Raw genomic sequence first — 20,516 nt, 5'->3', positions numbered from 1 at the left:
TTCAGTGCAGTTTGACCCGAGGACGGGTGCGGCGCATGAGCAGGCGCGCCAGGGCCAGGGAAGCGGTGCGCGAAAAGCCCAGCACCGCCTTGTGGTGCATCAGGTGCAGGCTCATGTACATCAGGCGTGCCAGTGTACCGCTTACGAACAGTCCCCGTCCGGCCAGCTTGCCCATCAGGCTGCCCACGCCGGCGTCCTGCCCCAGCGACACCAGCGAGCCGTGGTCCTGGTAGACGTAGGGCTCCACGGGCTCGGGCGCGCCGCGCAGGCGGGCGGCGAGCTTCTTGACCAGGTAGTCGGCCTGTTGATGCGCGGCCTGGGCGCGGGCCGGCACGCTGCGCCCGTCGCGCCAGGGCACGGCGCAGCAGTCGCCCAGCGCCAGCACGTGCGGATCGCTGGTTTCAAGCCGTTCGTTCACTTCGAGCTGGCCCAGCTTGTTCAGCGGCAGGCCCAGGTCGGCCAGCAGGGCGGGGCCCTGGATGCCGGCCGCCCACATGCACAGCCGCGCGGGGAACTGGCGGCCGTCGGCGGTCAGCACGGCATCGGCGCCCACTTCCGCGACGCGGCAGGACGTTTCCACGCGGATGCCCAGCTCGGTCAGGCGCGCGGTCGCGGCCTGCGAGATCTTCTCGGGCAAGGCGGACAGGATGCGCGGCGCGCCCTCGACCAGCGTGATCGCCAGGTCGCGCTCCGCGCGGAAATTCGGCAGGCCGTAGGCGCTGACCACGTGGCTGGCCTCGACCAGCTCGACCGCCAGCTCTACGCCGGTGGCGCCGCCGCCCACGATCACCAGGTCCAGCCGCGCGGACGGATCGCGCACCTTGGCCTGATCCACCAGCACCATGGCCTTGAGCATGGTCAGGCGGAACTGTTCGGCATTCTCGGTCGAGTCCAGCGTGACCGCGTGTTCGGCCGCGCCCGGCGTGTTGAAGAAGTTGGAGGCGCTGCCCAGCGCCAGCACCAGCGTGTCGTAGCCCAGCTCGCGGCGCGGCAGCACTTCCTGTCCCTGCGGATCGGCCACCGCGTCCACGGTGATGAGCCTGCGCTCCCGGTCCACCGAGACCAGTCGGCCTTGCGCGAAGGAAAAACCGTTCATGTGGGCCAGCATCAGGTAGGACAGGCCTTCCTGGTGGATGTCCAGCGTGCCCGCCGCGGCTTCGTGCAGCGAGGGTTTCCAGATATGGAAGGGTCGGCTGTCGACCAGCGTGACGCGTTCGCGGCCATGGACGCGGCCCAGCTTGGCCGCCAGCTCCAGGCCGCCGGCGCCGCCGCCGACGATGACGATGCGTTCCGAGGATGAGGCGGACGTCGATGTAGGCATCATGGCTCCCAGCCAATCACGAACCGCCAGTATAGACAGAGCCGCGCGAATACTGGCGCCCCCAACGACTTGGCGACCAGGGCGCAATCAATGCAACCCGCGCAGCGCCCGCAGCCAGCAGGGCCGCGCGGAGCCGGCTTTGCCGGTCCGCAGCGGCGCCCCTTGAGGGGAGGCGCGTGGCGCCTGGGGTGGGCCTTTCCTTCCGGTCCGCAGCGGCGCCCCCTTGAGGGGGAAGCGCCGAAGGCGCTTCGGGGGTGTGCCCCACCCTCAATGCATGACGAAGCGGCTCACGGCGACGCCCACCCACACGGCGACAGTGAACAACAGCAACAGCATCACCGCCGCGCTGCCCAGGTCCTTGGCCCGGCCCAGCAGCGGATGCGTCTCGACCGACAGCGCGTCGGCCAGCGCCTCGATGGCGGAGTTGACCAGCTCCACCGCCAGCACCAGGATCACGGTGCCGATCAGGAAGAAGACCTCGACCGTGGTGCGGCCCAGGAAGAATGCGGCGGGGATGAGCAGCACGGCCAGCGCCAGTTCCTGGCGGAAGGCGGCCTCGTACTTGATCGCGGCCTGCAGGCCCTGCAGCGAATAGCGCAATGCGTTGAGGATGCGGCGCAGGCCGCCGGTGCTTTTATAGGGCGAGGGATGCGGGTTCTGTGACATGGATGAGCAGGAAAGCCGAGTGTGGCGGCTTTTTAACAGATATGGGTTGCCCGCGTGGCGGTGTTTCCCATGCTTACAGCGATCATCGGGACGTGCTATACCCTCGCCACGCGCCGGGCCGTGATATCGCTCATCGACGAGACGCCCGCCGCCCTACCATCTCACTCTTCCCACCAACGCGCCCGTCCGCCGGTCAATCGGCGGCCGCCTGCCGGCGCTTCAAGACCCTGGCAATCCATGCTTGAACGTTTGAACTCAGAATCCCTGTCGCAGCTGCCCAAGGACGTGGAGCTTCCTGGCTATGACCGCAGCCGGGTCACGCCCGGCATCGTGCATCTGGGGCTGGGCGCGTTTCACCGCGCGCATCAGGCCGTGGTGACCGACATGGCGATGGCCGCCAGCGGCGACCTGAGCTGGGGCATCCTGGGCGTGTCGCTGCGCAGCCCGGCCACGCGCGACGCGCTGACGCCGCAGGACGGGCTGTATACGCTGGCGCTGCGCGATGCCGGGGACGACGGCCAGCCCACGGAGCAGCTTCGGATGGTAGGATCGGTGCTGCGCATCATGGTGGCCGAGGAAGACCCCAACGCGGTGCTCGAACGCATCGCCTATCCGCAGACGCGCATCGTCAGCCTGACCATCACCGAGAAGGGCTACAGCCACGAGCCGTCCACCGGTTACCTGCGCTGGGACGACCCGGACATCCTGCACGACCTGGAGCATCCGGAGCGCCCGCGCAGCGCCATCGGCATCCTGACCTATGGCCTGGCGCTGCGCCGCGAGCGCAGCCTGCCGCCGCTGACGCTGCTGTCCTGCGACAACCTGCACGCCAATGGCGACACGCTGTGCAACCTGGTGCTGGCCTTCGCCTTGCGGCTGGACGTGACGCTGGCCGCCTGGATCGACAAGAACTGCACGTTTCCCAATTCCATGGTCGATCGCATCGTGCCCGGCACGCTGGACGAGGACCGCGCGCGCATCTCCGCCCGGCTGGGGTTCGAGGACGCCTGGCCGGTGGTGGGCGAACCCTATCTGAACTGGGTCATCGAGGACAAGTTCGCGGCCGGCCGCCCGGCCTGGGACCTGCCTGGCGGCGCCACCTTCGTGCGCAACGCCGCGCCCTACGAGAGGCTCAAGCTGCGCATGGTCAATGCGCCGCATTCGGGCCTGGCCTATCTGGGCGCCATGCTGGGCATGCGCACCGCCAGCGAGGCCGCGCAGGATCCGGCGCTGCGCCGCTACGCCGAAGACCTGATGCGGCTGGAAATCGCGCCTACGCTGCGCGGCATTCCCGAATCGGGCCTGGAGGAATACCGCCGCCGCTTCATGGCGCGCGTGTCCAATCCCGCCCTGTCGCAACGCCTGCAGCAGATCGCGATGGACGGCTCGCAGAAAGTGCCGCAGCGTCTGCTGGGCGCGATCCGCGACCGGCTGCGGCGCGGCGATGACTGCGCCCGGCTGGTGCTGGCCGTGGCGGCCTGGCTGCACTATCTGCGCGGCCACGATGAGCGTGGCGACGCTTACGTGGTGCAGGATCCGCTGGCCGACGCGCTGGCCCGGCTGCTGTCCCGCGCCGATGTGGCCGCGGCCGCCGCCGCGCCGTCGCAGGCCGCGCAGCGGCGCGCCGTGGTGCTGGCCGGCTTCAAGCCGGTGTTCGGCGACCTGGGCAGGAAGCAGGCCTTCGTGCAGGCGCTGGCGGTGCAGCTGGAGCGGCTGCGGGAGCTGGGCGTCAGGGGAGCATTGGCGGAACTGGAGCGGGAACAGGCCTGATGTGTCGAGGCTCGCCAGCCTGTGCTCAAGGCAGTCCCGCGATGAAGCGGCGCCTGGCCTTGTACGTCGAGCGTAGGGACTCTACCCAGGCGCTTGCCTGCGTGGGAGGCAGGCAGGCGACGATTTGGCGCACTCGCTTCAGTGGCCCGTCATAGGGGAATGAGGCCATTTTCATCTCGTGCTCGAAGATCCGTTGAAGCAGGCGTGCGGCGTCGGCGCGCCGTTGCTTGGGCATTGCGTCGGCCAGTTGTTCCAGCACGGCCGCGTCGCACTGCGTGTCTGGCGTCTGCGTCAGGGACCAGGCGTCATCCAGTTTCTTTTCCGCCACGAGCCATTGCACGCGAACGGAGACATCGAGCCGTGGTGTCGCGAGCGGGTCCGAGAATTTAATATGCCGATGTTGTTCCAACGCATGCTTGTGTTTCGCCTGTTCGCGTTGTTCCGCCCATGCGAACAGCTCGGCCCGATAGAGAGCGGGATCTCGTTTCGCGTTTTTTGCGGCCCGAAGTAGCGCCATGTATTGCATGGGGCCAGGGTGATGTTCCAGGCGTTGGCGACGGATGGCCAGCGCTTCCTCATCCCAGCCGTCGCGTTCATAGCAGCGCAATAACGCATCCTCGCAACGTGCGTCGCGGGGGTGGAGCCGGGCGGCTGACTGCGCCCATTGCAACGCTTCCCGATGCCAGTTCCTGGCCTCGCAAAATGCCACGACATCGCAGTATTCTGCGGCGGTCTCCACGCTTTCGATCATGGCGTCCAGTAGCGCGCGCGGGTCGTCCTGACGCGCCAGTACCTCCAGATACCGGCGGCGCAGCAAGTCGCGTTCGAGATCGTCGTCGCTGGTCAGAAATGACGAGGAGCGCCGGGACGTGGTCTTGCGCGGGCGCTGCCGCCACTTGTGCCAGTCCTGGCAGGCGCGTTCCGCGTAGCGGGCCTGCGCCTCGGGGCCGGCGGCCTCGAGAACGGCCGGTTCATTCCACAAGCCCCAGGGATCCGCGTCCATCAGCTTGAACCACCGATCTATCCAGGAGGCGGGCGGCGCGGCCGTCCGCAAGGTCTCGATGAGCAGGCCCATCAGGTCCTGGATGAGTCCGCCGATTCCGCCCAGGGAATCGTCGGATTGCTCCGCGACCTTGAACAGGCGGCGCAGCGCATGCTCGCACAGTTCGCGGGCCGTGGCGGCATCGCGCTGGACCCATGGCCGCAGCAGCTCCATGACGGCGCTCCCTTGTCGGGCATAGTCGTTGGACCGGCGCCAGTCGAGATAGCCATTGCGTCGTGGCAGCACGGCGTCGATCGCGGCGCGCAGGGCCTTGGGATCGTCGACGGCCTTGCTGGAACTGGCCCAGATCTTGAGGTCGGCCATGCATACGCGATCCCGTTCGGCCCAGCTCCACAGGCGTTCGGCCAGGACAGACGCATCCTGCTCCCAAATGAAGCGGCGCAGGGCATCCTGGCGCTCCGTCTGCACGGAAGACTTTTGCGTCGCGGAAGACTGCTTGCGGGCCGTGTGTGGAAGCGAGATCGCGGCGGCATCGCCCAGCGCGGCGCGCCAAGCCAGCGCCAGCGCGACGAGATGCTTGCAGAAATTGCCGTCTTGCGCGTGCGGGCAGGTGCAAGCGCCGTCCAGCTCGTCGTCAGCGCTGATCCACAGCCGGACCGCGTAGGGCAGGTTGCCATGCACCGTTGCCTCTATGGCGGCCTGCTCCCCTGGCCGGAGCGTGACATCGCCTGCCGTCTCGGCAAGGCCGCTGGCTGCATAATTCAGCCCGCGTTCAAATACTGTGGGGCCGCTCATATCGGCGAGGGCCTGGTCGGACAGCAAGTGCAGCCACGAAGGGCTTTGGGTTGGCTGAGTCATGACAACAGGAGAGGCATGCGGAAAGGGGGACGACGTGCGCCAACCCTAGATGGGCGGCGGATCGGCGGGCGCGGGCGGCGCGTCGTCCCGCGTGGCTCGCGCCTTGCCGAAGCGCAGCGCGAACTGGCGCGTGAACACCGCGCCGAAGAAGAAGATCTGCGCCGAGTAGTAGATCCACAGCAGCAGCGCGATCAGCGAGCCGGCCGCGCCATAGGCCGACACGGCCGCGCCCCGGCTCAGGTAGACGCCGATGCCCCATTTGCCCACCAGGAACAGGGCGGCCGTCACGATGGCGCCGGGAATCACGTCGCGCCAGGTGATGCGCGCGCTGGGCAGCAGCTTGAAGATGACCGCGAACAGCGCCACCACCACCGAGAAGGAAAACAGGTTGGAGATCCATTCAGCCACCACCGCGAAGGACGAGGCCGTCCACAGGTCGCCGTAGTACTTGCGCGCCGCCGCCAGCCCAGCGTTCACCGTCAGCGAGATCAGCAGGAACAGCGCCAGCACCAGCACCAGGCCGAACGACAGCATGCGGCTGCGCACCATGCCCTGCAATCCCTTCTGCCTGGCGGACACGTCCCACAGCTCGTCCAGGCTGGCCTTCAGTTCGGCGAAGGCGGTGGTGGCGCTGAAGATCAGCACGAAGATCGAGATCAGCGCGGCGATCCAGCCGCCGCCCGATTCGTGCGCGCTCGCCAGCACGGTCTGGATGACCTCGGCGCCGCGCTCGCCGGTCAGGTCGCGCAGCTGCGCGAACAGCTCCGAGCGCACCGCGTCCTCGCCGAAGAACGCGCCCGCCACCGCGATCACCAGGATCAGCATGGGCGCGAGCGAGAACACCATGTACAGCGCCAGCGCCGCGCCCTTGCTGGACGCGCGGCGATCGGACCACTGGTTGATGGAATCCATCAGCAATCCGCCGATCTCGGAGGGACGCAGGAGTCGCAGGCTGGGAGGCAGGCGCATGGGACGGGCTCGGGCTGGGAAGCCCTCATTGTAGGGACGGATGCAGCGCGACGAAACCTTCCGTTTGTGCGCAAACGTTCCCGCGCCGCCGTGGCGGGCGCATTGGCCAGGTCCGTCCGGGCGGCGGAAGCGGCGGGCGGACGGTGCGCGGCGCGCTGCGATCCGCGTGCGCAAAAGAAAACCCCCGGGGGCGAAGGACCCGGGGGTTCTCAGGATTTGCTTGCCCCGGGCGTCCCCGGGGCGGGCAAGGCAGTGACAGCGGGACTTAGAAGTCCATGCCGCCCATGCCGCCCATGCCACCCGGCATGGCCGGGGCAGCGGGCTTGTCTTCGGCCAGTTCGACCACGGCGGCTTCGGCGGTCAGCAGCAGGCTGGCGACGGAGGCGGCGTTTTGCAGGGCGGTGCGGGTCACCTTGGTGGGATCCAGCACGCCTTGCTCGACCAGGTCGGTGTACTCGCCGGTCGCGGCGTTGTAGCCGTAGTTGCCCTTGCCGTTCAGCACGTTGTTGACGACGACGCTGGCTTCTTCACCGGCGTTGGCGACGATCGTGCGCAGCGGCTCTTCGACGGCGCGCAGGATCAGCTTGATGCCGGCGTTCTGGTCGGGCGTGTCGCCCTTCAGGTCGGTGATGGCTTGCTTGGCGCGCAGCAGGGCGACGCCGCCGCCGGCCACGACGCCTTCTTCAACGGCGGCACGGGTGGCGTGCAGCGCGTCTTCGACGCGAGCCTTCTTTTCCTTCATTTCGACTTCGGTGGCGGCACCGACGCGAATCACGGCAACGCCGCCGGCCAGCTTGGCCACGCGTTCTTGCAGCTTTTCACGGTCGTAGTCGGACGTGGCTTCTTCGATCTGGACGCGGATCTGCTTGACGCGAGCTTCGATCGACTTGCTGTCGCCAGCGCCGTCGATGATGGTCGTGTTTTCCTTGCCCACTTCGATGCGCTTGGCTTGGCCCAGTTCAGCCAGGCCGGCCTTTTCCAGCGACATGCCGGTTTCTTCGGAGATCACCGTGCCGCCCGTCAGGATGGCGATGTCTTCCAGCATGGCCTTGCGGCGGTCGCCGAAGCCCGGCGCCTTGACGGCGGTGGTCTTCAGGATGCCACGGATGTTGTTCACCACCAGGGTGGCCAGCGCTTCGCCTTCGACGTCTTCGGCGATGATCAGCAGCGGACGGCTCGACTTGGCGACTTGTTCCAGCACGGGCAGCAGGTCACGGATGTTGCTGATCTTCTTGTCGAAGATCAGGACGAACGGGTCGTCCAGGGCGGCAACTTGCTTGTCCGGGTTGTTGATGAAGTAGGGCGACAGGTAGCCGCGGTCGAATTGCATGCCTTCGACGACGTCCAGCTCGTTTTCCAGCGACTTGCCGTCTTCGACGGTGATGACGCCTTCCTTGCCGACCTTGTCCATCGCGTCAGCGATGATCTGGCCGATGGAGGTGTCGCTGTTGGCCGAGATCGAGCCGACCTGGGCGATTTCCTTGCTGGTCGTGACCGGCTTGGATTGCTTCTTCAGTTCGGCGACGGCGGCGGCGACGGCCTTGTCGATGCCGCGCTTCAGGTCGATCGGGTTGAAACCGGCGGCAACGTACTTCAGGCCTTCCTGAACGATGGCCTGGGCCAGCACGGTGGCGGTGGTGGTGCCGTCACCGGCGTTGTCGGAGGTCTTGGAGGCGACGTCCTTGACCAGCTGGGCGCCGATGTTCTCGAACTTGTCCTTCAGTTCGATTTCCTTGGCGACGGACACGCCGTCCTTGGTCACGGTCGGGGCGCCGAACGAGCGCTCCAGCACGACGTTGCGACCCTTGGGGCCCAGGGTGGTCTTGACGGCGTTGGCGAGAACATTCACGCCACGGACGATGCGCACTCGGGCGTCGTCACCGAACAGTACTTGCTTGGCAGCCATTTTTATCAGCTTCCTTCGAAAATTCGTTTAGGCGGGGATTTACTGGATCACGGCGAGGATTTCGTCCTCGCGGATGACGAGCAGCTCTTCGCCATCAACCTTCACCGACTGGCCGGCATACTTGCCGAACAGCACCTTGTCGCCAGCCTTCAGGTCGACCGGCAGGATCTTGCCGTCTTCGGTCTTCTTGCCCGGGCCAACGGCGACGACTTCGCCTTGGTCCGGCTTTTCAGCGGCGCTGTCCGGGATGACGATGCCCGAGGCGGTCTTGCGCTCGTTGTCCAGGCGTTTGACGATCACGCGATCGTGCAGGGGACGCAGGGCCATGAGGAACTCCTGTTTCTAGAAGAGATTTGAAATGGTTCGGGGTGCCCCGGGAGCGTTGTTAGCACTCACCGGTGTCGAGTGCTAATTATAGGGATGAAGTTTTGGGCTTCAAGGGGGGGAGGGGGGCTGTTACATATTCGATGCGGATTGCTCTGACCCTAATTTTCTATCGACATTCGTTCGACTTGGGACTGGGCTCGCCCACGTTGGCGTCCTGAACGCGGTGTCGATGGCCTGTTCATGCGGCTTGTGGCCAGACTTTTGGACGGCGGGCATCAAAATTCGGCAAGCAGGAGGCCATGCATCGACATTCCATGAAGGAGGCGTTCTTGTTCATCCAAGTCGCCGGCAAGGCAATTCCCAGATATCCATCAATGGTTCCACCGTGCAAGCTGATTCCCCCGGACAACGCGCTTCGCATGGCTGCGCGAATCCGGGCGGAAGCGATGGCGGCGGCGTGGCATGAGACCGGGAGGCTTGCATGGGAGCCATCCCATTTTTTGTTTGCACGACAGCCGTGTCGATAAGCTGCGCGTGTCGCCGGAAATTCATAGGGTTATTCGGGATTCTTTATGCTTAAACTTTTGTGAAGAATGAGCAACCAATGCAGGACCGCCGCCGCGATGAGGCATCAAGGCGGTTCACCGTGGCGCGGTGCGTGGCGCATCGTGCACGGGATCGCGGGGTGGCCCCCCATAAGGAGAATCGCATGCTGCTGCGTAGACGCTGTCTGGCCATGATGATGCTGGCGCTGACTGGCTGGGCAACGGGCAGCCATGCGCAAACACCGTCTCAGCCCTGGCCTGTCAAGCCCGTGCGCCTGGTCGTGGGGCTGGCGCCCGGAGGGCTGGTCGACGTGCTGGCGCGCACCGTGCAGCCGCACCTGGCCGAGGCCTTGAAGCAGACCGTTATCGTGGAGAATCGGGGCGGTGCGGGCGGCAACGTGGCGGGAGCCGAAGTTGCGCGCAACGGCGGGGACAACCATAGCTTCCTGCTCAATCCGTCGACGACCGAATCGGTCAATCCACTGATGTTCGCCAGCATGCCGTTCAATCCGCAGCGGGACCTGCGGCCGGTTGCGTTGCTGGCCAACAGCCAGTTGTTCCTGTTTGTCCGGTCTTCGCTTGGCGTCGATACGCTCGAAGCGTTCGTGGAGTACGCGCGCAAGCGGCCCGATCCGCTCAATTACGGTTCGGCCGGAAACGGCACGACGCCGCATCTGGCGGGCGAGCTGCTCAAGCAGGCGACTGGCATCCCGGCTACCCATGCACCGTATCGCGGCGTGGCGCCGGCGATACAAGATCTGGCGGCAGGCCAGATCGACTTCGCGTTTGGACCCGCCACGGTCTTTCCCATGGTGCAGGCGGGCAAGCTGAAGGTACTGGCGGTGGCGAGCCGGCAACGCGCCGCCGTTGTGCCCGACATACGAACCTTCTCCGAGGCCGGTATCGATGGGGTTTTCGCGGACAGCCTGTTCGGCGTGTATGCCGCCGCTGGCACCCGCGATGATGTGGTCGATCGCATGAACGCCGAAATTAACAAAGTGCTTGCGCGGCCGGAGATCCAGGCGCGCTTTCTGGATGCGGGCGCCGAGGCGCTACCGCTGAGCGTGGCCGACTATGCCGCGCGCGTGCGCGACGAAAAGAAATTGTTCGCCCCGTTGGTGAATGCGTTGGGGCTGAAGGAACCGTAGACAGAACAACAATAAAGGCTGCGCCAGCGACCCGCATGCCCTCGGCTTCGGCTGCCGCGTTGTCGCGGCAGTGGCCCTTGCGGCTCATGCTGGCGCCACAGGCTGCGGCGAGTCAACGGGGCGCGGATCGTCGCCCCGCGACGACAGGCTTGGGCCGGAGATCGTCATCAGCCTGACCGGCGCATGGGCGTGCTGGCGATGCCACAGTCCTTTGGGTACGATACAGACGCATCCCTGCCGCAGCATTTCCGTTTGTGCTCCCGCGTCAGTCAAGATCGTGATCTCGACCTCGCCTTCGACGGCATAAAGAAGCTCATCGGTATCGGGATGGTTTTCCCAGGGCGCCAGTCCGACAAAGCCGCCGATGAACAGGCCGCCGCTGCCGAAGGCCGCCTGCATCGGAAAGGCATCGGCGTCGTCCTCCTGCTCCACGCCACGGCTGAGGTCGGCCAGCGGCAGGCCGGCGAGGATTTCATTGACGTTGAAGATACGCAAGGGTTTCTGATCCATGCCGCATTCCTGAAATGATCGGGAAGGACATTCTGGACGGCAAGGCCGGTCGCGTCTTGAAGAAAAGTTACCTGGCCGCGTGACGCACGGCCCGGGAAGGAGCGTCCCATGGCTGGAATTCGCCTGTACCGATGGTCATCGACCCGCCCGGGCATCCCGGGCGTCTGCCGGTCATAGCCATGCGGGATTGGATCGAGACGTCGGCGGGCCCGCTGCCGCCAAGCATGCAAGGCGTCACCTTGCGGCGCAGGGCGCCGCAGGCCATGCTGCGGCACGACGTGGTCGATATTTCCGGCTATCAGGAAAACGTGATCGAGCGCATCCGGCAACTGCAGCCCGCGCGCCTGGAAATCCCCTGGATCATCAGTTTCGGTGAGCCGTTCGCGATCAGGATCGGCGAGGCCTCGCGCCCCGCCATCATGGGCGGCAGCTTCGTCGCCGGCCTGGTCGCCGGCCCCGCACTGATCGAATCGGGGGGCGGGGGCGCATGCATCAGCGTCAGCTTCACGCCGTCCGGCGCGCGCCGGTTCTTCGATCTGCCGATGTCCGAGATCGCGGGCGGCATGGTCAGGGCCGAGGACCTGCTCGGGAACGCGGTCGCGGCGTTGCGCGAGCGGTTGGGCGCCGAACGGGATTGGGAGCGGCGCCTTGACATCGTTGAGGCTTTTCTCGCGAGCCGCCTGTTGGCCATGGCCAGGACAGGCACGCCCGCCACCTGGGCCTACGAGAGACTGTGGCAGTCGCACGGCATGGAACGAATCGAGGCCATCGCGAGCCAGCTGGGCTGGAGCCGCAAGCACCTGGCGGCCCGGTTCCGTGACGAGATCGGCCTGTCGCCGAAGACGGTCGCGCAGATGATGCGCTTCAACCACGCGCTGGCGCATGCGCGTCGCCAGACCTGCGGCTGGGCCGAGCTTGCGGGCCTGTGCGGGTATGCCGACCAGGCGCATCTGGTCCGGGATTTCAACCGCTTCTCGGGGGGGAGCCCGACGGCATGGGGAAACCGGCTCGCGCTCTAGGCGCCGCTTCAAGGGCCATGGCTTGGCCTGGCAATGAAGAAAGCCCGCTCGCGCGGGCTTTCTTCCTCCAAGGTTAAACGGCGCTTACTTCACCGCCGACACATCCAGCCTGGCCAGCGTCTTGGACTGGATCTCGTCCACCGTCACGCCCGGCGCCACTTCCAGCAGCTTCAGGCCGCCCTCGGTGACTTCCATCACGCCCAGGTCGGTGATGATCAGGTTGACCACGCCCACGCCGGTCAGCGGCAGGTTGCAGGCCGGCAGCAGCTTGATGTCCTCGGTGCCGTCCTTCTTCTTGGCCACGTGCTCCATCAGGACCACCACGCGGCCCACGCCGGCCACCAGGTCCATCGCGCCGCCCATGCCCTTGACCATCTTGCCCGGAATCATCCAGTTGGCCAGGTCGCCCTGCTCGGACACCTGCATCGCGCCCAGGATCGCCAGGTTGATCTTGCCGCCGCGGATCATCGCGAAGGAATCGGCCGACGAGAAGATCGACGAGCCCGGCAGCGTCGTGACCGTCTGCTTGCCGGCGTTGATCAGGTCGGCGTCGACCTCGGCCTCGGTCGGGAAGGGACCAATGCCCAGCAGGCCGTTCTCCGATTGCAGCCACACTTCCATGCCGGCCGGCACGTGGTTGGCCACCAGGGTGGGCAGGCCGATGCCCAGGTTCACATAAAAGCCGTCTTGCAGCTCGCGCGCGGCGCGCGCCGCCATTTCATCGCGGGTCCATGCCATGTCGTCGTCTCCTCAGGCCGGGCGGGTGGTGCGTTGTTCGATGCGCTTTTCCGGCGTGGCGTTCAGCACGATCCGTTGCACGTAGATGCCGGGCAGGTGGACCTGATCGGGGTCCAGGCTGCCGGTCTCGACGATCTGCTCGACTTCCACCACGGTGATCTTGCCGGCCATCGCCACGTTCGGGTTGAAGTTGCGCGCGGTCTTGCGGAACACCAGGTTGCCGCTGCGGTCGGCGATGTGCGCCTTGACCAGCGACACGTCCGGCGTCAGCGAACGCTCCATCACGTACTGCTGGCCGTCGAACTCGCGGATCTCCTTGCCGTCGGCCACGATGGTGCCCACGCCCGTGCGGGTGAAGAACGCCGGGATGCCGGCGCCGCCGGCGCGCAGCTTCTCGGCCAGCGTGCCCTGCGGCGTGAATTCCAGCTCCAGCTCGCCCGACAGGTACTGGCGCTCGAATTCCTTGTTCTCGCCCACGTAGGACGCGATCATCTTGCGCACCTGCCGCGTGTTCAGCAGCTGGCCCAGGCCGAAACCGTCCACGCCGGCGTTGTTGCTCACGCAGGTCAGGTCCTTCACGCCCGAATCGCGCAGCGCCGCGATCAGCGCTTCCGGAATGCCGCAAAGGCCGAAGCCGCCCACGGCGATCATCTGGCCGTCCTTGACGATGCCTGCCAGCGCCTCCCGGGCGCTTGCATAAACCTTGTCCATACCCTTATCTCCTCGTTCTCGGTATCGAGACTAATGATGGTCAAACGCTTTACTGCGCGGTCCAGCCGCCGTCGATCTTCAGCTCGGCGCCGCGCATATTGTCCGCCGCGCCGGAGCACAGGAATTGCGCCAGCTCGCCGATCTGCTGCGGGGTGACGAACTGGCCCGACGGTTGTTTCTCGCCCAGCAGGCGGCGCTTGGCGTCTTCGGCGCTCAGGCCCTCGCGCGCGGCCAGCGCGTCGATCTGCTGCTGGACCAGCGGCGTCAGCACCCAGCCGGGGCAGATGGCGTTGACGGTGATGTTGCTGTCCGCCGTTTCCAGCGCGCCGACCTTGGTCAGGCCGATGACGCCGTGCTTGGCCGCCACATAGGCCGACTTGCCGGCCGAGCCGACCACGCCGTGCACCGACGCGATGTTGATGATGCGACCCCAGCCGCGTTCGCGCATGGCCGGCAGCGCGGCGCGCATGGCGTGGAAGACCGCGCTCAGGTTGATGGCGATGATGGCGTCCCAGCGGTCCACGGGAAAGGCCTCGATCGGCGAGACGTGCTGGATGCCGGCGTTGTTGACCAGGATGTCCACGGCGCCGAAGTGCTTGATGGCGGCGCCGACCATGTCTTCGATCTCGGCCGGACGGCTCATGTCCGCGCCGTGGTGCAGGGCGCGCACGCCCGCCGCTTCGATCTGCCGGACGGCCGCCTGGGCGTCGCCGAAGCCGTTGAGCACGATGTTGGCGCCGGCGTTGGCCAGCGTCTGGGCGATGCCCAGGCCGATGCCGCTGGTCGAGCCCGTGACCAGGGCGGTCTTGCCCGTCAGGGGCTTGGTGGTGATGTCGGTCATGATGGGGATGCTCCGCTCAGGCCTAGACCAGGCCGGTCAGGTAGAAGACGCCGATGACCACGAACACGGCCAGCGTCTTGATCAGGGTCACGGCGAAGATGTCGCGATAGGACTCGCGGTGCGACAGGCCGGTGACGGCCAGCAGCGTGATGACCGCGCCGTTGTGCGGCAGCGTGTCCATGCCGCCGCTGGCCATGGCGACCACGCGGTGCAGGACTTCCAGCGGAATCTGCATGTGCTGGGCCGCCTGGATGAAGGTGTCGGACATGGCGGCCAGCGCGATGCTCATGCCGCCGGAGGCCGAGCCGGTGATGCCGGCCAGCGTCGAGACCGAGACGGCGGCATTGACCAGCGGGTTGGGAATGCTCTTGAGCGCGTCGCTGACGACGATGAAGCCGGGCAGGGCGGCGATGACGCCGCCGAAGCCGTATTCGGACGCGGTGTTCAGCGTGGCCAGCAGCGCGCCGGATACGGCGGTCTTGGTGCCGGCGGCGAAGCGCTCATAGACGCGACGGAAGGCCGTGAGCAACACCAGCAGGATGCCCAGCAGCAGCGCGCCCTGCACGGCCCAGATCGCCACGACGCCCTTGGTGGCGACGCTCAGCGCGGCCTGCGCGCCGGGGATCACCTGCGGGTCGACCGTGTACTGGGCGCCGTACCATTGCGGGATCAGCCGGGTCAGCGCGAAGTTGGCCACGCCGACCAGGATCAGCGGCGAGATCGCCAGGATCGGGTTGGGCAGGTCGGTGGTGTCGACGCGCTCGGGCTCGTTCAGCAGCGAGGTGCCGTAGCCCTCGCCACGGGCCGCGGCGGTCTTGCGGCGCCATTCCAGGTAGGTCAGGCCCACGACGATGATGAAGATCGCGCCGATCACGCCCAGCGCCGGCGCGGCCCAGGCGGTGGTCTTGAAGAACGTGGTGGGGATGATGTTCTGGATCTGCGGCGTGCCGGGCAGCGCGTCCATGGTGAAGCTGAATGCGCCCAGGGCGATCGCGCCGGGCATCAACCGCTTCGGGATGTTGCTCTGCCGGTACAGTTCGGCGGCGAAGGGATAGACCGCGAACACGACCACGAACAGCGAGACGCCGCCGTAGGTCAGCAGGGCGCACACGGCGACGATCACCGCGTTGGCGCGCGAGCGGCCGATGTACTTGATCGCGGCGGCCACGATCGATTCCGAGAAGCCGGACAGTTCGATGACCTTGCCGAAGACGGCGCCCAGCAGGAACACGGGAAAGTACAGCTTGACGAAGCCGACCAGCTTTTCCATGTAGATGCCGGAGAAGATCGGCGCGACCGCGCTGGGATCGATCAGCAGGACGGCGCCCAGGGCGGCGACCGGCGCGAAGAGAATGACGCTGTAGCCGCGATAGGCGACCAGCATCAGGAACGCCAGGGCGGCGATCACGATGAGGAACGACATACTGTCTCCTATGGTTCCGTGTAGCTCGTTGTTGTGTGTAGCGTCCGCGCGGGGCGGATTACATCGTGTAGCAAAAGCCGTGCCAGCTTGGGAAAAAGCGAGGTTTCTTGCGGTAAATCCAGGACCTGGCGCGTGGCAGGCCCGGTTCCGCGTGCGCCGCTGGGTACAATCCGTCCCAATATCGGGACGTGGACGCAAGCTCCATGCCCGAAAATGTGCCTGTTCGCTGTTCACCAGAGAGCGACACGGGCGCGCAAGGCTGTATCAATAATGAGACTGATCGTCTCGATATAGAGAAACCGGGAGACAGCGGTGCCTGACAGCGCGATGCGTGCCGAAATGGAATCCAGCGTGGAGCCCCGCGCCGGCAATGAGTTGCTGACCGACTACGAATCCGTGCGGGCGCTTACCATGCGGTCGCTGTTCGACATGCTGGACCGGTCGAGCGAAGGCACGGTGGTGGTCGACCGTGACGCGCGCATCGTCTGGATGAACCAGCACTACGCGGCGCGCTTCGGTTTCTCCGACCCGCAGGACGCCATCGGCAGGGACTGCGAGGAAGTCATCCCCAACAGCCTGCTGCGCGAGGTCGTCACGTCCGGCGAGCCCATCCTGCTCGACATCATGGAGACGGAGCGCGACCCGCTGGTGGTCACGCGCCTGCCGATCAGCGACCTGCGGGGCAATGTGATCGGGGCGGTGGGCTTCGCGTTGTTCGACGAGCTCAAGGCGCTGACGCCGCTCTTCAGCCATTATTCGCGCCTGCAGGCCGAACTGATCGCCACGCGCCAGTCGCTGGCGCAGGCGCAGGCGCGCCGCGCCAAGTACAACTTTTCCAGCTTCGTCGGCAACAGTCCGGCCAGCCTGGAGGTCAAGCGCCTGGCGCGCCGCGCGGCGCCGCTGGACGCGCCGGTGCTGCTGCTCGGCGAGACCGGCACGGGCAAGGAGTTGCTGGCGCATGCGATCCACGGCGCCTCCGGCCGCGCCGACAAGCCGCTGGTCACCGTTAACGTCGCCGCCATTCCGGACACCCTGCTGGAGGTCGAGTTCTTCGGCGCGGCGGCCGGCGCCTACACCGGCGCCGACCGCAAGGGCCGCGTCGGCAAGTTCGAGCTGGCGCATGGCGGCACGCTGTTCCTGGACGAAATCGGCGACCTGCAATTGCCGCTGCAGGGCAAGCTGCTGCGCGCGTTGCAGGAAAAGGAATTCGAGCCGCTGGGCTCGAACCGGGTGGTGCACGCCGATGTGCGCATCATCGCGGCTACCTCGATGGATCTGCCGGCCATGGTGGCGCAGGGCCGGTTCCGCGCCGACCTGTACTACCGGCTCAATGTGCTGACGATTCCGGTGCCAGCGCTGCGCGAGCGGCTGTCCGACATCGAAACGCTGAGCTACAGCGTGTTGGACAAGCTGTGCGCCCAGCACCATACCGGCCACCTGGAGCTGGACGAGGCCGCCTTGCGCCTGCTCAAGGCGCATGGCTGGCCGGGCAACGTGCGGGAATTGCACAACACGCTGGAGCGTACCGTGATGTTCTCGGACGGGCCGCGCATCGACGCCCGCGCGCTCGCGCGATTCCTGGGCGAGGGGCGAGCGTCGACGGCGGCTTCAACGCCGGCGGGAGCCGTCGCAACGGCAAGCGCCGTGTCCGCGACGGCGCCGGCCGGTGGTTCCATGAGCTATGACGAGGCCATGAGGACGTTCGAGCGGCAGCTCCTGCTGGACGCGCTCGATGCCGCGCAAGGGCAGGTGAGCGCCGCCGCTCGGGCGCTGGGCATTGGCCGGGCGACCCTGTACCGGAAGCTGGCCGCGCTGCAGATTCCCACGCAGCCGGCGGCTTGAGGGCGGGCCCCGCCGCGTTCGTGAAGATCGTGGCCGGCGGCGGGACAAGTCTTCACAATGCATTACCCGGCAGCGCAAGGCCGTGGCGCACGCCATGCTGTGATACGCGGGCAAGTACGCCCGTGCCTGCGCCCGCGTGACGGGAAGCGGATCCGCCCCGGACCGCGATGCGCGCCTGCACGATTGTGACTCCACACCATTTTCGTGAAATCACCGCTGCATGACATCCCTCTCTTTCCCGCCCTTCCTCATCCCCGCCGCGCGGTGTTGCGCGGCGCTGCTGGCGATCGCGCTGGCCGGCTGTACCACCTACGATTACGTTCCGCCCGCCAGCGAGGCCGGCCGGCAGTGCCTGGCCACCTGCGAGGTCGCCCGGCAGACCTGCCGCGCCGGCGTCAGCCAGACCGGCGCGCAGCAGGCGGCCACGACGGAGCTGGCGCGCAGCAATCAGCTCGCCACCTGCCTGGCGGGCGCGACCTCGGCCGATGACCGCAAGGCATGCCAGCGCGGCGCGAACAATGGCGTGCTGCTCAATACGCAGCAACATTCCCAGCCCATCGGCGAGCTGCAATGCAGCTCGACCTATGACCAGTGCTTCACCAACTGCGGCGGACAGATCATCGAGCGCCGGGGGTGACGCGCGCGCAGGCCAGGACCCGGCCGGTCTCGCAGGCTCGGGCCGGGGCTGGCTCGTTCACGTTGTGCACATGAAAAAAAGGCCGGCATGATCGCCGGCCCTTGTCCTGATTCGCCTGTCACGCCTCGGCGGCGGCTTCCTCGGCCTGGGCCGCGGGTTGCAGCTGGTTGATCAGCGCCGGCCAGGTATTGATCGACAGCAGGTGGCAATACACCAGCGGCAGCCAGCCATTGGCGCGCCAGCGCAGGAATTCCTCGTCCGGCAGCTTGTTGAATTTGGCTTCGTCGATCACCTTGAAGCCGGACATGGCCAGGCGCTGGCCGTCGGGCAGGGTGATGTCGGCGCGGTTCTCGACCAGCAGGTCGGCCTCGGCCAGGGCGCGCGCGAACTCCATCGTGTAGGCATGCTGGTTCTGGTAGTCGCGGCAGAATTCCAGCGCGCTGCGCGCCAGGTCGGTGGGCTCGCCGGCTTCGTCGAAGAACGGGTTGTCGCGGCCCTCGACCACCGAGGCGGCCTTCTCGTCCACGCACAGCGTGAACTGGCTGCGGTCCTCGTTCTCCATGAAGATGAAGGGATAGCGGCGCACGTAGGCCGGGATGTAGGCGCCGGCGCGCCATTGGCCCTGCGCGTCCACGAACAGGTTTTCCTGGCCGCGCACGCCCAGCACCGCGACAGGAGTGGGCTGGTCGCCATCGGTGAAGACGATGGGGAAATGGCGGCAGGCGGTCGGCAGCTCGGTGGCCACCAGCGGCACGGCGTTGGTCTTGGCGGCGTAGCCGAAGCCGGTATTGCCGGCCAGCGACAGGTTGGCGTGCGCGCCGGGGGCCAGGGGCCGGGGTTGTTCGTAGAACAGGGGGAGCGAAGTCTGCGTAGTCATGGTCTCGGAGGAATCAGAGAGTGTGGGGGGGCTGGCGTCGCCACGGCCTGCTTCATCGGAAGATTTCGCATCTCCGATTGCTAGTTGCTGCGAGTTATTGCCGAGGCGCTGAAGTACCGGATGGTTGCCGGCCGGCACGGTCAGCACCGCGTTATCGCCGGATGGATGGCGTCCGTTGGAAATGGACGCCTCCGCCAACACCCGCGGATCCCTGCACGCGCCGAGCGCGTCGTGACCGACGCTGCTGTGCCGGACCCTACCACGGAACCGCGCGTTGGCGGTAGGCATGGCACAAATCATTTCAAGGCGGTCGCGGACATCAGGCCCTGGCGCCCTCGCGGAACCGCCGGGGCGGCTCGCCGCTGTAGCGCTTGAACGCGATCGAGAACGCCGCTTCGGACTGGTAGCCCACCTGCCAGGCAATCCTGCCCACCGCCATCGAGGTGTCGGTCAGCAGCCGCGAGGCTTCCTGCATGCGTATGCGGGTCATGTAGTGGAAGATGCCCGCGCCCAGCTCGCGCTGCGCCGCGGCGATCAGGCGCGAGCGCGAGGTGCCGGCGGCGCTGGCCAGCATGTCCAGCGTCCATGGCCGGGAGATGTCGCGATGGAATTCGCGCAAGGCCAGCGCCACGCGTGAATCCTCGGGCAGCGAGATCCACGCCGGCAGGCGCGGCGTGTGCGCGGCGATGTAATGCCGGATCAGCTGGATCACGATCAGCTCGGCCTGGCGCAGCGCCACGGACCGGAAGCCCGGACGTCGCAGCGTCAGCTCGTCGCGGATGGCCTCGGTCGCGCGGCACAGCCAGGCGGGCAGCTCGTCGAAGTCCAGCTGCAGCACGTCGGGCAGCGCGTCGAACAGCGCGGCGCCCGCGCCCTTGGCCGGCGCCATGCCGACGTAGAACGTGGACGTGACGCCCGCATCGGGCGACTCGCCGAAGGCGAGCGTGCGGAAGCGGTCGGCATTGGCCGGGTTGCGCAGATCGACCGGCTGGTTGGGGGCGGTGCGCAGCGCGTCCTGGACGATATGTTCCTGGGCGCGCAGGATCAGGCACACGCTTTTGTCGCGCAATGTGTTCTGCTGGCCCGAACGGGTCATGTACAGGTTGCAGCCGGCGCCGGTGAACACGTACAGCGAGACCGGCCAGACGCCGCCGGGCATGTGCACGGCCCACGGGCTGCTTGACTGCGCCTGGCCCGCCTCGATCTCGGCGAAGCGGCAAGTGTCCAGCGCGGCGCTTATCGGGTCCATCCGGGTCTTCCATCCATCCCGCCTGGCGGGGTCATCCGGCACCGATATCCACTCGCGGCGCCCTGCGGGAAGGAAAACACCGCCGGCCGCCGCGCGCAATCCGTGTATCCCCCAGCCGCCCCGGCGGCATCCGCCCGGTGGTGCTTTCGCGCAAGG

18 protein-coding genes are annotated in these 20,516 nt (G+C 66.9%); 5 read left to right on the top strand and 13 right to left on the bottom strand.

Features of this window, described 5'->3' with window-relative positions; translation table 11 throughout:
- Window position 1: 1 nt before the first annotated feature.
- Both C2U31_RS30295 and C2U31_RS30290 read right to left on the bottom strand, forming a co-directional pair.
- Window positions 2–1,324, bottom strand: coding sequence for an NAD(P)/FAD-dependent oxidoreductase (locus tag C2U31_RS30295; RefSeq protein WP_199770923.1), 1,323 nt, complete (start codon window positions 1,322–1,324; stop codon window positions 2–4).
- Window positions 1,325–1,588: 264 nt separating this feature from the next.
- On the bottom strand, window positions 1,589–1,987 hold the full coding sequence (locus C2U31_RS30290) for a diacylglycerol kinase (RefSeq protein WP_103276183.1): 399 nt from the start codon (window positions 1,985–1,987) through the stop codon (window positions 1,589–1,591).
- A gap of 237 nt (window positions 1,988–2,224) precedes the next feature.
- Between C2U31_RS30290 and C2U31_RS30285 the strand changes: the two genes are divergently transcribed.
- Window positions 2,225–3,757 (top strand): mannitol dehydrogenase family protein, encoded by a 1,533-nt coding sequence (locus C2U31_RS30285; protein ID WP_103276182.1) that lies wholly within the window; start codon window positions 2,225–2,227, stop codon window positions 3,755–3,757.
- A gap of 25 nt (window positions 3,758–3,782) precedes the next feature.
- Here the strand turns inward: C2U31_RS30285 and C2U31_RS30280 are convergent, their stop codons facing one another.
- From C2U31_RS30280 to groES, 4 genes are all read right to left on the bottom strand, one after another.
- Window positions 3,783–5,582 (bottom strand): SWIM zinc finger domain-containing protein, encoded by a 1,800-nt coding sequence (locus tag C2U31_RS30280; RefSeq protein ID WP_158658506.1) that lies wholly within the window; start codon window positions 5,580–5,582, stop codon window positions 3,783–3,785.
- An 81-nt stretch (window positions 5,583–5,663) separates the two neighbouring features.
- On the bottom strand, window positions 5,664–6,587 hold the full coding sequence (locus C2U31_RS30275; RefSeq protein WP_103276180.1) for a YihY/virulence factor BrkB family protein: 924 nt from the start codon (window positions 6,585–6,587) through the stop codon (window positions 5,664–5,666).
- Between the two features lie 265 nt (window positions 6,588–6,852).
- Window positions 6,853–8,493, bottom strand: a complete 1,641-nt coding sequence (gene groL / locus C2U31_RS30270; protein ID WP_103276179.1) for a chaperonin GroEL — start codon at window positions 8,491–8,493, stop codon at window positions 6,853–6,855.
- A gap of 39 nt (window positions 8,494–8,532) precedes the next feature.
- Window positions 8,533–8,820 (bottom strand): co-chaperone GroES, encoded by a 288-nt coding sequence (gene groES / locus C2U31_RS30265; protein ID WP_103276178.1) that lies wholly within the window; start codon window positions 8,818–8,820, stop codon window positions 8,533–8,535.
- 709 nt (window positions 8,821–9,529) lie between these two features.
- Here groES and C2U31_RS30260 point away from each other — a divergent pair.
- The gene (locus C2U31_RS30260; protein ID WP_103276177.1) at window positions 9,530–10,513 is read left to right on the top strand and encodes a tripartite tricarboxylate transporter substrate binding protein; all 984 of its coding nucleotides are present in this window, start codon (window positions 9,530–9,532) and stop codon (window positions 10,511–10,513) included.
- An 84-nt stretch (window positions 10,514–10,597) separates the two neighbouring features.
- Here C2U31_RS30260 and C2U31_RS30255 read toward each other — a convergent pair whose 3' ends face one another.
- Window positions 10,598–11,023: a cupin domain-containing protein gene (locus tag C2U31_RS30255; protein WP_103276176.1), complete on the bottom strand. Its 426-nt coding sequence runs from the start codon at window positions 11,021–11,023 to the stop codon at window positions 10,598–10,600.
- 131 nt (window positions 11,024–11,154) lie between these two features.
- Here C2U31_RS30255 and C2U31_RS30250 point away from each other — a divergent pair, with 131 nt between their 5' ends.
- Window positions 11,155–12,042: an AraC family transcriptional regulator gene (locus tag C2U31_RS30250; protein ID WP_199770922.1), complete on the top strand. Its 888-nt coding sequence runs from the start codon at window positions 11,155–11,157 to the stop codon at window positions 12,040–12,042.
- 84 nt (window positions 12,043–12,126) lie between these two features.
- Here the strand turns inward: C2U31_RS30250 and C2U31_RS30245 are convergent, their stop codons facing one another.
- From C2U31_RS30245 to C2U31_RS30230, 4 genes are read right to left on the bottom strand one after another with little or no spacing between them, the layout of a single operon-like run.
- On the bottom strand, window positions 12,127–12,780 hold the full coding sequence (locus tag C2U31_RS30245; RefSeq protein ID WP_103276175.1) for a CoA transferase subunit B: 654 nt from the start codon (window positions 12,778–12,780) through the stop codon (window positions 12,127–12,129).
- 12 nt (window positions 12,781–12,792) lie between these two features.
- Complete coding sequence (locus C2U31_RS30240; protein WP_103273173.1) at window positions 12,793–13,491, bottom strand: CoA transferase subunit A; 699 nt, start codon at window positions 13,489–13,491, stop codon at window positions 12,793–12,795.
- A gap of 49 nt (window positions 13,492–13,540) precedes the next feature.
- On the bottom strand, window positions 13,541–14,332 hold the full coding sequence (locus tag C2U31_RS30235; protein WP_103276174.1) for a 3-hydroxybutyrate dehydrogenase: 792 nt from the start codon (window positions 14,330–14,332) through the stop codon (window positions 13,541–13,543).
- Between the two features lie 22 nt (window positions 14,333–14,354).
- Entirely contained in the window at window positions 14,355–15,755 is a 1,401-nt protein-coding gene (locus C2U31_RS30230) for a GntP family permease (RefSeq protein ID WP_103276173.1), read from the bottom strand.
- 327 nt (window positions 15,756–16,082) lie between these two features.
- On the opposite strand from C2U31_RS30230, the gene C2U31_RS30225 reads away from it, so the two are divergent.
- Window positions 16,083–17,597, top strand: a complete 1,515-nt coding sequence (locus tag C2U31_RS30225) for a sigma-54 interaction domain-containing protein (protein ID WP_369869721.1) — start codon at window positions 16,083–16,085, stop codon at window positions 17,595–17,597.
- Between the two features lie 220 nt (window positions 17,598–17,817).
- Window positions 17,818–18,234, top strand: coding sequence for a hypothetical protein (locus C2U31_RS30220; RefSeq protein ID WP_103276172.1), 417 nt, complete (start codon window positions 17,818–17,820; stop codon window positions 18,232–18,234).
- A gap of 118 nt (window positions 18,235–18,352) precedes the next feature.
- Here C2U31_RS30220 and C2U31_RS30215 read toward each other — a convergent pair whose 3' ends face one another.
- Both C2U31_RS30215 and C2U31_RS30210 read right to left on the bottom strand, forming a co-directional pair.
- Complete coding sequence (locus tag C2U31_RS30215) at window positions 18,353–19,111, bottom strand: SapC family protein (RefSeq protein ID WP_103276171.1); 759 nt, start codon at window positions 19,109–19,111, stop codon at window positions 18,353–18,355.
- A gap of 319 nt (window positions 19,112–19,430) precedes the next feature.
- Complete coding sequence (locus tag C2U31_RS30210; protein WP_158658505.1) at window positions 19,431–20,360, bottom strand: AraC family transcriptional regulator; 930 nt, start codon at window positions 20,358–20,360, stop codon at window positions 19,431–19,433.
- Between the last annotated feature and the right edge of the window lie 156 nt (window positions 20,361–20,516).

It is taken from the genome of Achromobacter sp. AONIH1, assembly GCF_002902905.1.
In the GTDB taxonomy this organism is placed as follows: Bacteria; Pseudomonadota; Gammaproteobacteria; order Burkholderiales; family Burkholderiaceae_B; genus Achromobacter.
Note: the sequence above shows the minus strand (reverse complement) of the source record. Positions and strands in the feature narration are given on the sequence as shown.